At 52.7% G+C, this 13,435-nt stretch carries 11 protein-coding genes; 10 read left to right on the top strand and 1 reads right to left on the bottom strand.

Features of this window, described 5'->3' with window-relative positions; genetic code table 11:
• Positions 1–57: 57 nt before the first annotated feature.
• The 4 genes from EKM83_RS07510 (at position 58) to EKM83_RS07495 (ending at position 4,689) form a co-directional block, all read left to right on the top strand.
• Entirely contained in the window at positions 58–918 is an 861-nt protein-coding gene (locus tag EKM83_RS07510; RefSeq protein WP_125576040.1) for a DUF3737 family protein, read from the top strand.
• Positions 915–2,081: a MalY/PatB family protein gene (locus tag EKM83_RS07505; RefSeq protein ID WP_125576037.1), complete on the top strand. Its 1,167-nt coding sequence runs from the start codon at positions 915–917 to the stop codon at positions 2,079–2,081. The genes EKM83_RS07510 and EKM83_RS07505 overlap by 4 nt, the downstream gene beginning before the upstream one ends.
• Positions 2,082–2,236: 155 nt before the next feature.
• Positions 2,237–3,190 carry a Dyp-type peroxidase gene (locus EKM83_RS07500; RefSeq protein ID WP_125576035.1) on the top strand — a complete coding sequence of 318 codons (954 nt, stop codon included), beginning with the start codon at positions 2,237–2,239 and terminating at the stop codon, positions 3,188–3,190.
• A gap of 269 nt (positions 3,191–3,459) precedes the next feature.
• Positions 3,460–4,689 (top strand): MFS transporter, encoded by a 1,230-nt coding sequence (locus tag EKM83_RS07495; protein ID WP_125576033.1) that lies wholly within the window; start codon positions 3,460–3,462, stop codon positions 4,687–4,689.
• Between the two features lie 186 nt (positions 4,690–4,875).
• On the opposite strand, the gene EKM83_RS07490 is transcribed toward EKM83_RS07495, so the two are convergent.
• Positions 4,876–5,355, bottom strand: coding sequence for a Rossmann-fold NAD(P)-binding domain-containing protein (locus tag EKM83_RS07490; protein ID WP_125576031.1), 480 nt, complete (start codon positions 5,353–5,355; stop codon positions 4,876–4,878).
• A gap of 455 nt (positions 5,356–5,810) precedes the next feature.
• Between EKM83_RS07490 and EKM83_RS07485 the strand changes: the two genes are divergently transcribed.
• The 6 genes from EKM83_RS07485 (at position 5,811) to EKM83_RS07460 (ending at position 13,197) form a co-directional block, all read left to right on the top strand.
• Positions 5,811–7,019 carry a betaine/proline/choline family ABC transporter ATP-binding protein gene (locus EKM83_RS07485; RefSeq protein ID WP_125576029.1) on the top strand — a complete coding sequence of 403 codons (1,209 nt, stop codon included), beginning with the start codon at positions 5,811–5,813 and terminating at the stop codon, positions 7,017–7,019.
• The gene (locus tag EKM83_RS07480; RefSeq protein ID WP_125576027.1) at positions 7,016–7,642 is read left to right on the top strand and encodes an ABC transporter permease; all 627 of its coding nucleotides are present in this window, start codon (positions 7,016–7,018) and stop codon (positions 7,640–7,642) included. The genes EKM83_RS07485 and EKM83_RS07480 overlap by 4 nt, the downstream gene beginning before the upstream one ends.
• Before the next feature lie 10 nt (positions 7,643–7,652).
• Positions 7,653–8,585: an osmoprotectant ABC transporter substrate-binding protein gene (locus EKM83_RS07475; protein WP_125576025.1), complete on the top strand. Its 933-nt coding sequence runs from the start codon at positions 7,653–7,655 to the stop codon at positions 8,583–8,585.
• Positions 8,585–9,247: an ABC transporter permease gene (locus EKM83_RS07470; protein ID WP_125576023.1), complete on the top strand. Its 663-nt coding sequence runs from the start codon at positions 8,585–8,587 to the stop codon at positions 9,245–9,247. Before EKM83_RS07475 ends, EKM83_RS07470 begins: the two co-directional genes overlap by 1 nt.
• 781 nt (positions 9,248–10,028) lie before the next feature.
• Positions 10,029–11,357: a hypothetical protein gene (locus tag EKM83_RS07465; protein WP_125576021.1), complete on the top strand. Its 1,329-nt coding sequence runs from the start codon at positions 10,029–10,031 to the stop codon at positions 11,355–11,357.
• Positions 11,358–11,493: 136 nt separating this feature from the next.
• On the top strand, positions 11,494–13,197 hold the full coding sequence (locus tag EKM83_RS07460; protein ID WP_125576019.1) for a DUF5776 domain-containing protein: 1,704 nt from the start codon (positions 11,494–11,496) through the stop codon (positions 13,195–13,197).
• Positions 13,198–13,435: the final 238 nt, after the last annotated feature.

Here is a 13,435-nt window from a genome sequence, read left to right as displayed (position 1 = left end):
TATAGGGCCAACTGCCCCGAATTCTATGCCCTCATCGGTCCAAAAGGAGACATTTACGTGACTCAAGAAATTAACCAACAAACTTTAACCGGCGAACGGGCCCTCTTTCAGGGGCACGATTTGCACATTACGAATAGTACCTTCGTCGACGGGGAATCCCCGTTGAAACACAGCCAAAACGTGGCCATTGACCACACCATTTTCAAATGGAAATACCCGCTGTGGTACACGCATCACGCTAACCTGACCCACACGACTTGGCAACCGGACGCCCACGCCGGCATCTGGTACACCGACGACTTGACGATGACTCACAGTCTGGTCCGCGCGACCAAGACGTTCCGTCACGCCAGTCACCTGAAGCTTGACGACGTAACCTTTGCCAACGCCGGGGAAACCCTGTGGTGGTGCCAAGACATCCAACTCGACAACGTCACGGCGACCGGCGACTACTTTGGCATGAACAGCGAAAACGTCGTCGCCAACAATTTAAAGATCTCGGGCAATTACGCCTTTGATGGCAGTAAGAACGTCGAGGTCCACAATTCCACGTTCATCACCCATGATGCCTTTTGGAACTGCGACAACGTGACCATCTACGATTCCACTATCATCGGCGAGTACCTGGCTTGGAACACCAAGAACATTACCTTCGTCAACTGTTGGCTGGAAAGTGATCAGGGGCTGTGTTACGTTGACCACCTGACCATGAAGAACTGTTCACTGATCAACACCGATTTGGCCTTTGAATATTGCACGGACATCGACGCCACCATCAACACGGCCATTGATAGCGTCAAGAACCCGGTCAACGGCCAGATTACCGCGCCAGCTATCGGCCAAATCATTTTCGATGACCCGGCGATTGATGCTAAACGGACGACCATTACCACGACCAAGGAGGCCTTGCAACAATGAGTTATGACTTTTCAGAAATGATTGACCGGCGCCACACCAACTCTGTGAAGTGGGACGTGAAGGATAACGAGCTCCCAATGTGGGTGGCTGACATGGATTTCCGCACAGCCCCAGCCATCGTGGACGCTATCAAACGCAAAGCAGACACCGGTATCTTTGGCTATGAAGAAGTGCCAACTGCCTACTTTGAAGCGGTACAACACTGGTATGCGACTGAACACAACTGGTCACCCAACACCGACTGGATGCGTTTCGTCACGGGGGTCGTTCCCGCGATTTCTTCCGCGGTGCGCCGCGTCAGCCACGTGGGCGACAACGTCTTGGTTCAAGCGCCCGTCTACAACATTTTCTATAATTCCATCGTCAACAACGGCCGGCACGTCTTGTGCAACGACCTGCAGTTTGCGGACGGCACCTATCACGTGGATTGGGACGACCTGGCGGCAAAACTAGCCGATCCGTTGACCACCATGATGATTCTTTGCAATCCGCACAACCCCGTGGGCAAAGTTTGGCAACCCGCTGAACTCAGTCGCCTGGCGGACCTAGCGGCGGCCAACCACGTCACGGTCTTCTCCGATGAGATTCACGGTGACATCACCGACGCAGGCCACGGCTATACGCCCTTCGCCTCAGTCAGCGACACCGCAGCCAATCACAGCATCACGGCGGTATCGCCCAGCAAGACCTTCAACGTGGCCGCACTGCACGCTGCCACATTGATCATCCCCGACGAAAATCTACGCAACAGCGTCGACCGCGGTATCAACAGTGAAGAGTTGGCGGAACCCAACGCCTTTGCGATTCCTGGCAGTATTGCGGCCTACACCCAAGGCGCCGAATGGGTCCATGAGCTGAACGCCACCATCACGGCTAACAAGCACACTCTGACGACCTTTATCCAGCAAAATCTGCCGGAACTCCACGTGATTGCCGGTCACGCCACCTATTTGGTCTGGATCGACTGCCGCGCCGTGACCCACGACACGCAGGCTCTCTGTGACTTCATTCGCCAACAGACTGGCCTCTTCATCACTGCCGGCGCGGTTTACGGTGGCGACGGTCACGACTTCGTCCGCATCAACGTGGCTTGCCCCGCTCAGCGCCTCCAAGACGGCCTCGACCGCTTGGTTCAAGGGATTCACGCCTTTCAAACGAAATAATCACCTGACCGACTGTTAATTCACTTAACGGTCGGTCATTTTTATTGGTCAATAATTATCAACCGATAACAGTTTTTGGTACCCTTCTGATTAGCCGCCGTGCTATACTATTTTTGATAACGTTTTCACTTGAAAATACAGAGGAGGACTTCATCATGCCAATCAACCCAGCTGATGCCCAAGACGTCTACCGCGACGCCGGCGATAATATCATGTTTACCACTTACACCATTGACCGCGACCACCTCGACCAGGACCGCGATGCCCTGGCCGAGTTCGCCGACCGGCTAGCGGCCATCGAGCGCAGTATGGCGATTCGTTCGCCTGAAGCGAATCTGCGGGTCGCCTTTGGCTTTGGTGCCACGGCCTGGAAGCTGCTGTTCCCAACGGCCAACGTGCCCAAGGAACTCGTGGACTTTCAAGCCGTCAAGGGACCGAAATACACGGCTCCCGCCACGCCGGGCGACCTGTTCATGCACGTGCGCGCCAAGGATACCGCGGTCGTTTACGAAGTGATGGACCAGGCCCGTGAATTTTTACGCGGCTGGACGACCGTCGTCGACGAAACGCCGGGATTCCGCTACTTTGAGGGGCGCGCCATCATCGGCTTCATCGACGGTACGGAAAATCCAGCCGGCCCCGACGCTACGCAATACGCGCTGATTGGTGAAGAAGACCCCGAGTTCATCAACGGCTCCTACGCCTTTGCGCAGAAGTACCTGCACAACATGGACGCCTGGAAATCACTGAATACCGACGGCCAAGAAAAAGCCATCGGTCGCCACAAGTTTAGTGACCGCGAACTGGAAGACGACGAAAAGCTACCCAACGCCCACAACATCGCCTCGCAAGACAATGAGGGCGGCGTTGAACATAAAATCGTGCGGATGAACGTGCCGTTTGCTGAACCAGGCAAGGGCATCGTCGGCACCTACTTCATCGGCTACGCCCGGCACTTTACCGTGACCCAGCGCATGCTGACCAACATGTTCACCCAAAGCGACCGGCTGCTAGACTTCAGTACGCCAATCACCGGCGCCGCCTTCTTCATCCCGTCTCGACGGTTGCTGGAAAAGATTGCGGATGGCGATTACTTCCCGCAAGATTAGCTTGACCATTTATCTAACTTGATTACTGAAAACAGGCGTCGCGGCAGTTGTGCCGACGACGCCTGTTTGTTTATCACAGAAATTTTTCAATCGCTTGTCACATCTGAATTTAAAACACTTGCGAGCGCATACAATTAAGTCGCCAATGTTGACCTTCCGGGGTTAAGGGCGTATCTTAGTGGGGTTACCATAACGAATAAATCACGATTGGTTTGCGTTATTTTAGGTAATCTCACCAATCATTTCAGGTTATAAGGAGTTGAACCATTTTGGACGAAGCTGAAAGAGAGTCCGGGCCATGGCGCCGTAATTTACGGGTTCTCTGGTTTTGTACGTTTGTTGCCGGCATGGCTTTTAGCGAAATCATGCCATTTCTATCGTTATACATTAGCAGTCTGGGCGACTACACCAAGTCGCAGGTCACCATGTACAGTGGGCTGGTCTACGCGGCCGACTTCTTCGTGAGTGCCATTGCCTCGCCACTGTGGGGCATGGTCGCCGATCGTAAGGGTCGTAAACTCATGCTGTTGCGCTCCTCGTTGGGGACTGCAGCAGCCATGGCGTTGATGGGATTTGCCACCAGCGTCTGGCAGTTAGTCGCGTTGCGGGCCTTACAAGGGGTCTTCGCGGGATTCATTTCCAACGCCCAAGCACTGGTCGCTTCTCAGACGCCCCGAAAGCACAGTGGTGCCTCACTCAGCACCCTGATGACCGGGGTCACGAGTGGGATGTTACTGGGGCCAGTCATCGGTGGGGTCTTGGCGCAAGTCTTCTCGATTCGCCTGACCTTCTTCATCACCGCGGGCCTACTGTTCTTGACGTTCATCATGAGTTGGGTATTGGTTGAAGAAAAATTCAAGCCGGTCACCAAAAAAGCCGACGGACCCAAGAGTCACAATCCCTTGGCCGCCTTCCCCAACCCCAAGCTGATCTTAGTACTGCTGTCCTCCACACTGATCGTACAGTTCGGGAACATTTCGATTTCCCCCATCATCAGTCTGTACGTCAAGGAACTGATGCACAATGTCGGCCCCATCACCGTGGTCGCCGGGATTATCGCGGCTTTACCAGGGATTTCAAACATCTTTGCTTCCCCGCGTCTGGGACGTTACGGGGACCAGCACGGCTCTGGTAAGGTCTTGATTTTCGGCTATGTCTTTGCCTTTCTGATGTATCTACCACAAGGGTTCGTCACCAGCGTCTGGATGCTCGGGATTCTCCGTTTCATGATCGGGATTTCCGACGGGGCTCTGTTCCCCGAAATTCAAACGCTGTTGACCAAAAACTCACCGGTCGAACTGACTTCAACCGTCTTCAGTTGGAACCAATCCTTCCAAGCCATCGGTAATATGATGGGCTCGCTACTGGGCGGCTGGATTGCCGGGGTCTTCAACTACAACGCGGTCTTCTTCTCAACGGCGTTACTGATGTTGATCAACCTGGGCCTGATCTGGTGGTTGGTCCCTGAGATTCGTAAAGCTCGGGTAAAAACGGCCTAGGTCACCCACTTAAAATAAGCGTTCAAAGCCCCGCTGGCTAGTCTGTATGGACTGGTCGGCGGGGCTTTTTGTGTGTATTCTCGTAAGTAACAGGCAGGCACAAATCATAAGAATTATTTAAGACCATCCCGCCACCGGTCACAAATTGCCACCGGATTTCGTTAGTATCTATAGAGGGCCAGGCAGCTACTCCGCGAACCGTTCCAAAGGCCCCACTTCATCCGGCCCAAAAACCGGTGCACTAGTGGGTTGAATGCCCAGCAAGCTACCGACACTGCCGAGCCCTTCCACCAGGTCAAAGGCGACGCCGGCCGCCATTAATGTTTGGCGGGCCTGACGTTCGGCCAGCGGGAGGTCGTCGATATCGTCCGTTTTCGTGATGAGCAATTGTGGATTGCCGGTTGCACGTACTGCCGTGGCTAAGGTTTGCGCCGTTTGGGCCAAATGAATCGTGGGCACCAACGCCACGACCAAGTCCTGGTCCAGCATGGCTGCGCTCAAGCCGCCTTCATCCAACACCTCTTCAGTCAAAGCCGTCACCGTATCGGGCAGGTCTACTTGACTGGCAGTGTAAACGGTCACCGCCAACTGGGGATTTTCGCTCAGCTGTTGGATGAGTCGTTGGCTGGCACTATCGATGGCACCAGCAAGTAAGAGTCGTTTCAAGGTCGTAACTTCCTTTCACTTTTGATGATGAATAAGATTATAAAGGGTTCTAGTAGGTCGAAGGCAACCTCTTTTTTCAGAAAATTTCACCCCCGCGTCAGGCAACGGCCATCCACCATCTACAACGTTTTCTGTGTAAATGAATAAGAAATTACTTATTAAAAACTCATTTTCATATGTTAACGTAACGAAATACCTACGCGCCCTTAGCATGCCGGGCATATCATCAGCTGACAAATTCGTTTATACTAGCTGATTATCAACAGAAGGAATAGTTATCTTTTGGTAAACCCCGCGCTTTCGTGTACAATAAGAGTAACTGCCAAACAAAATTCAAATACGACCGGTCTCCAGGCTGCCCATCTTGCTGTGTGCTCCCGGCACACCGATCGTTATTTTTATTCTGCGGGGACACCACCGCAGTTGTGTAACACCACTATACAGGAGGTTAATCTATGCTACTATCAATGGAACATCTACGTAAGGAATATCCCAATGGTAAAGTAGCCGTTGACGACTTTAACTTACAAGTCGGTCGCGGCGAATTTATTGCCTTTATCGGGACCTCTGGCTCGGGAAAGACCACGACCATGCGGATGATTAATCGCATGTTAAAGCAAACATCTGGCACCATCAAGATCAACGATAAAGATATTTCTAAAATGGACCCGGTCAAGCTCCGGCGCTCCATCGGCTACGTCATCCAAAATATCGGGTTAATGCCCCACATGACGATTCAAGAAAACATCGAACTGGTACCCAAGCTGCTCGGCTGGTCCAAGGAAAAGCGGGCTGAACAAGCCCACAAGATGATCGAATTGGCCCAACTGCCCGACGAGATGCTGAAACGCTATCCCGGCGAGCTTTCTGGTGGGCAACAGCAACGGATCGGGGTCGTGCGGGCCTTAGCCGCCGATCAAGAGATCATTTTAATGGATGAACCCTTTGGGGCGTTGGACCCCATCACCCGTGAATCGTTGCAAGACTTGGTCAAGCATTTACAGGAAGACTTGGGCAAGACCTTTATCTTCGTGACCCACGATATGGATGAAGCCCTGCACCTGGCGACCAAGGTCGTCATCATGAGCCAAGGCAAACAGGTCCAAGTCGACACGCCGGAAAACATCTTGCGCCACCCTGCCAACGAATTCGTCACAAACTTGATTGGTGAGGAACGCTTGATCCGGGCCCAACCAAACATTTTGTCCGTCAGCCAAATCATGCTGAAGAACCCTGTATCCATCACCCCCGACAAGACGGTCGATGACGCCATTGACCTGATGCATGACCGGCGAGTTGATACACTGCTGGTCACCGACGACGATGACACGCTGCAAGGCTACGTTGATTTGGAAGACATCAACCGGATCACCGACGCCCACACGACCGTCAGTGACTTCACCAACCGGCAAGTCTTCTTCGTGAAGGCCGATTCGCTGATTGGGGACACCGTTGACCGGATCTTGAAGCAAGGGGTCAAAAACGTGCCCGTGGTCGACAAAGACAAGCACTTGGTCGGCATCGTGACCCGGACGGCCTTAGTCGATATCGTCTATGATGCCTTACGGGGCGCGCCAGAAGCTGACGAAACACCGGCTTCACCAATCAACGCGGACATCCATGCCGCCGCGACCCACGATGAAGGGGGCGACTCGCAACAATGATGCATTTTCTAGCGACTTACGGAACACAACTGATCAGTAAGACCGGCCAACACCTTTACATCTCGGCGGCGGCCTTAGCGCTCGGCGTGATTGTGGCCGTACCGCTGGGCATCTTGCTGACGCGGATGAAGCACGGGGCCAACTTTGTGATTACCTTAGCCGGGGTGCTCCAAACGATTCCGGCCATGGCCTTACTGGCAATCATGATTCCGATTTTTGGGATTGGGTCGACGCCCGCCATTGTGGCATTATTCATTTACTCATTGTTGCCCATCTTGCGGAACACGTATCTGGGAATGCAAGGCGTGTCGCCCACTGTGCGAGACGCGGCTAAAGGCATGGGCATGACCTGGTGGCAAATGATGATTCAAGCCGAGATTCCTTTAGCGGCACCGGTCATCATGGCCGGCATTCGCCTGTCCGCCACCTACGTGATTGCCTGGGCAACGCTGGCGTCTTACATCGGTGCCGGTGGCCTGGGGGATTTCATCTTCAACGGGCTGAACCTGTACCGTTCTGACCTGATCTTGGGTGGCTCCATCCCCGTTATCCTGTTGGCGTTAATCGTCGACTATTTATTGGGTAAAGTGGAAATGGCAGTCACGCCACGGCAATTACGATAGGAGGCCCGCTATGCTAAAAAAGTTACGTAAATGGCTCGCCGGCTTCTTGGTCGCGGTCGTACTCCTGCCCTTGGGCGGCTGTGCACTACCGGGACTGGCCGGATCGGGCAACAACACCGTGCGCATCGCGTCACAGAACACGACTGAGCAACAAATCATGGCTTACGTCATCGCCGGAATGATTGGTCACTATACGAACTTACAGACCACCATCATCAACAACTTGGGTTCCGGGAACGTGAGCTTCAACGCCCTGAAAAACAACCAGGCGGACATCTCCTCCATCCGGTTCAACGGGACGGATTTGACCACGATTTTAAATGAAAAATTCCAACGGGATCCTGCCAAGGTCAACAAGATCGTCGTCAATGAATTTCAGAAACGTTACCAAATGACCTATTTCAAATCTTACGGCTTCGCGGATACGTACGCGTGGATGGTCAAGCCAGCCTTCGCCAAGAAGCACCATCTCAAAACGGTGAGTGACTTGAAGAAGCTGGCACCGAAGATGAAAGTCGGTATCGACCAAATTTGGCAAAACCGTCAAGGCGACGGGTATCCGGCCTTTCAGAAAACTTATGGCTACAGCTTTGGCACGGTTCTGCCGATGCAAACCGGGTTGTTATATGACGCCCTGTCCGCTGACAAGATGGATGCCATCCTGGGCTACTCCACCGACGGCCGGGTCGCCAGTTACAATTTGAAACTGTTGAAAGACGACAAGAACTTCTTCCCACCTTATGATGGGAGCGCGGTCGCCACGGACGCCATCTTAAAAGAGCATCCGCAACTCCGAAGTGTCTTGAATCGCTTGGTTGGCAAGATCTCACTGCGGACCATGCAGGAGTTGAACTACCAAGTCGATGACCAACTGGAAGAACCCCAGACGGTCGCCAACAATTTCCTGAAGAAAAACCACTACTTTGAAGGGGGGAACCAGTAATGAAAGACATGGGCCTATTGAGTCAGCTCGTTTATTACTTTAGTCATAACGGGATGTACGTCTTGAGTCAGTTCAATCAAACATTCCTGGTCTCCATCTATGGGGTCTTGTTGGGCGCCATCGTCGGCATTCCGCTGGGCATCTGGATTTCGCAGTACCGGCGGCTGTCACCCGTGATCATCGGGATTGCCAACGTGATCCAAACGATTCCGTCACTGGCGATGTTGTCGATTCTGATGTTAGGCTTAGGGCTGGGGCAAACCACGGTCATCGTGACCGTCTTCTTGTACTCACTGCTACCCATCATCAAAAACACCTACACTGGCATGCTTAGCGTCGATAGCGACGTGCTGGACGCTGGTAAAGGGATGGGGATGACCCGGTTTCAAATCATGATGACGATTCGGGTTCCCCTCTCGTTATCCGTGATTATTGCCGGTATCCGTAACGCCCTCGTGATCGGGATTGGGATCACCGTCATTGGGTCGTTCATCGGTTCTGGTGGTTTGGGTGACATCATCGTGCGTGGGACCAACGCCACGGACGGTGGGGCTATCATCCTCGCCGGGGCGTTGCCAACCGCGTTGATGGCGATCATCACCGATTTGGTCCTGTCCTTCATCGAAAAACGTCTGACGCCAAAGACGTCTTCGGAAAAGTAACAGTCCTACCTTAAATTAAGTAAAACCGCCAGTCACGTTTGCTCCTCGCTTGCGTGACTGGCGGTTTTTAGTTGTTGGTCCTGAAATGCTGGCCGCCTTACCGTTCGCTAGAGATGAGTTGGCACGCTGAGGGCGCCGGCAACCCGTGTCTCCAACTTAGTCTCAATGGCACACACTCAAGCAGTGGTTATCACCGGCCAGCCAGGGAATTAATGCTATACTATGTAAAAGAACTAAAGGTTGACAGATGAAAATCAGCTAGAAACATTGTCACCACGTGCCTCATGGCGTAAAAATTAGTCGTTCACAGCATCCTAGTGAGGACTGGCCGCCTACCGTCCGCCAAATATGGGTTGGAACGCGGTGGGCGGACTCTCGGCTACAAGTGTGCGTGCTAGTAATGGTTGACTTAGCCCCATTTAGCAGTTGATTTCGCAACTAGTCTCTGACTAACACAGTATTGCTGATAATCGCCACTCTTCGCCGGAGGCAGCCAGGGTGGAGCCAGCTGTGTCGACGGTGTTGGCTGAGGTTTTGTCTCAGCCTACAGCGTGGGACGACTTTGGAGACTGGCTGATTTTGTCAGGCTTCAAAGCGAACCGGAAGCCCGCTCCTCAGGCTGGAGGTGTTCCCCAGAGCAGGCGGAATCCTGGCTGACGCAGGCCCTGTTTTTACAAGTTTTGGTGGACAGAACGTTCCGGGAATTACCACATAAATGCGACTTTCAACTTTCAGGTAAGCATATAATCCAATTTCAAAAAACCATTAAGGAGATGATTGCGTGCCAAGACTCCGCCAAGCTGGTATCGACTTTTCAATCGGTACCCTAAACTTTCTGGCGAACATCGGCCTGATGTTGCCTTACATTTTAATGCTCCTGAAGTACCAACAGACCCAAAGCGAGACGTACCTGATTGCCCTGGTGGCCTTCTACATTTCGCGGGCGGCCAGCATCTTTTACACCAAACGCCTGCACCTGCGCTCGACCACTTACCTGATTGCTTGCCTAGTGTTGGGCGCCGTGGGTAGTCTGACGTTTGCGATGACCCATGCGGTGGGCTGGCTCATCGTCGGCAGTCTACTGTGGGGCTACAGCGCCGCCACGATTTGGCCCTACTTTTTGACAGTCAAGCTACACCTGTCTCAGCTGACGGATTTTAAAATGAAACGCCTGTACTGGGTCATTTTCCTGGGGCTGGGCGTCATGCTGGCCGTGGATCTGGTGGCCGGCTGGAGCTACACGCTGACGTTTAGCGTGCTGGCAGCGCTGTATCTTGCCGCGTTGCCTGGTGGCCTGTTGTTGGAAAATTTTGCCAACGACTTTTACCAGCAACGCCCCGCCCAGCCCCACGGTCTGCACCAAGGTTGGCGGTGGGTCCTGTCGCTGGTGGGCTTTGCGGCCATCGCCGTGTTGACCACGCTGCGTAAGACGCAGTTGAATTGGCCCAATTGGCTATTGCTGGCGACGATTGGCGTGGCCCTAGTAGTCTTTGCCATTGAACTGTACAACGACCGCCACGTCCTACCCAACTACAAGGTCCGCTTGCTGAACCGGGGCTTCTTGATGAGCTTAGTGCTACTGTTCAACGGTTTCTTCGCCTACTTTTACTTTGGGACGGCGGGGATGTACGTGGTATTTGCGCTGTACCTCATCGGCTTTGAAGGCGGCTACCTGGTCTTTGGTAAACTGGCCCACGGTGACGCCACCCGGGCACTGCGTCTCAGTCAGCTGAGTCTACTGGCGGGTCACGTCTTGCTCTTGATACCGTGGAAATACAGCTACGTGCTGGGGCTGTTGCTGGTGACGCTTTACATCGGCTACGACAATCCGACCATCAACGCCACGCTGTATGGTGCCCCCGACATCGACCACGACACGGCCATCATTCACAAATACCGCTTCTCCACTTACGGCGGCCTACTGTGCCAACTGGTCATGTTCGGTTTAATTATCGCCGTTAGTGCCAGCGCTGGCCTGTCGATTTTGTCCTTCTTCAAACCCAGCGATGCCACCCACTTTTGGCTGTACACCTGCACGTTGAGCTGGCCGTTAACGCTGGCTTCATTAGGAATTTCACTGGGAAATATTTTACATGAACCACGGGGTTAGTCGTTGATGGCTAGCCCTTTTTTGCTCACCCTCCAGTAAGGCATGTTAATTGCTTTAACTAACACTAAATGCTAACAAAATCACTGAAGACCCACTATAATTGAGGCGACAAAACTATGGAGGGGAGTTGTATCTGATGAGAAACAAGTACTTAAAATTTTTCGTTCTGTTATGTACATTAATCTTTTCACTCTGGTGTGGTCAAGCCGCACTCACTGCCCGCGCAGATTCAGTTGATTTAAACCAAACCATCGGCCAGCTGTTTCCCAGCAATTCGTCCGATAAGAATACGCAAATCGTCCGGTCAGCACTGGCAAAAATTTGGGAAGATAAACTCACTGGCAAAACGTCTCTAACCGATGACACGACGCTCGCTGATCTCAAAGGGGTTTACTTGGACGTTGATCAACCGCTCACCGACTACGCCCCACTCGCGCGGGTTGCGCCTGTTCTGGGAGGACTCACCTTAGAAAACCAGACCAATTTATCCGGCACGAATTTACAATCAGTCATGCAGGACCTCCTGGAGAATCGGGACAGCTCGCTGGGGCGCATCTCCCTGCTCAACGACCAACTCACGAATGATGACTTGTCTAGCATCTTAACCGTCTCTCGCGATCACCCCACATCGGTTGGCTACTTGAATCTCTACGACAATCAAATCAGCGACTTCTCCGCTTGGGTACAGTACAAGCGCGACTTAGGCGAAACCAGTCCCATTTCCGTGCTGAATGCACCGTTCCAGCAGACGTCGGCTTCTCTGCAGCTGCCTACGGTAAAACGCACCGGCACCACGGTCAAATTACCACTGGCTGGTTTTGAAGACTACTCAACCGCATTCCCAAATTCTTCAACCGATTTTGAAAATATCGTCTTAATCAATTTTTCCCCAACCGTTAGTCAGTCACTAATTGACCACGATCAATTCGATGCACTAGGGGTCATCACCAACGAATTCCATAGCATCCTCAACGCCAACACTAATCCCAACCAGATGAAAATGACCGCTGATGATAAAGTGGATTTCAGCCTATTCAATACCCTTGACAGTCAATCGGGCTATCTAAATGCGCTTTTATCAAAAACCGATTTTCAGTCGTTCATCGACACGGGTGCTGTTGCTAGTCCACCAGCTGACTATGACAACTTGACGGTGACCCATGTCCCGTTAACCACCAAAGACCTCTCTTTTCAGATTATCACACAGTCACTGGATCGAAATGATAGTGGCGACCACGCGATTTTCACGCAAAACTATACGCTGCCACTGAACACGGTAACTGCTAACAATTCTGGTAGTCAGACGACCAATGCGTCAGCTGCCACAGCCGAGTCCACTACGCCCAAACCGACGGCCAAACCAGCAGCTGACCATGCCAAGGCGCCTGCCAAAATCATCACTGCTACTCATAAGATTGGCCTCTACCAGTCGCCAACCTTTTCCGCTAAGCAGCGGCTCCACTGGTACACGCAAACGTCCCGGACACAGCGGCCGATGTTTCAGATCCTCGGGGTCGCCTATGCCAAATCTGGTGCTTTACGATATCATGTGAAAGACATCACACCTGGTGCTAAGACCAATGGTCAAACCGGCTACATTACGGCCAATGCGGCCTTGATTGGCAACGCCTACTACCACGCCCCCGCGAAAAAGATCAAGGTCTTGCGTGGCCTGAATAGCTACCGCACCGCGGCTCTGACCGGCAAGAAGCACCACTACCGCAAGAACCAAGTCATCCGCGTCACCAAGCTGGTCAAGCACAAGCTGACCACGCGGTATCAGTTGCCCAACGGCCGGTACGTCTCGGCGAATAAGCGCCTGATTATCAATGTTAAATGATCTAGCAATATAAAGAGAGTGGACAAAAGGCGGTTAGCCGGCGAGCATTAAGGCTGATAACCGAATAATCCCGGGCTTGGATTGTTTGGTTATCAGTTTTAAGCGGAACCGGCTGCCTTTTGGCGCACGTTTCGGCCATTTAAAGTTGTCGCAAAAGGGGTCTAGGATGTTTTGTCCCAGACCCTTTGTATTGCGCTAAATCCACTCCTCAGGCTGGAGATGTTCTCCAGAGCAGGCG

Source organism: Levilactobacillus angrenensis (genome assembly GCF_003946085.1).
In the GTDB taxonomy this organism is placed as follows: Bacteria; Bacillota; Bacilli; order Lactobacillales; family Lactobacillaceae; genus Levilactobacillus; species Levilactobacillus angrenensis.
This window is presented reverse-complemented; position numbering and strand designations above follow the sequence as displayed.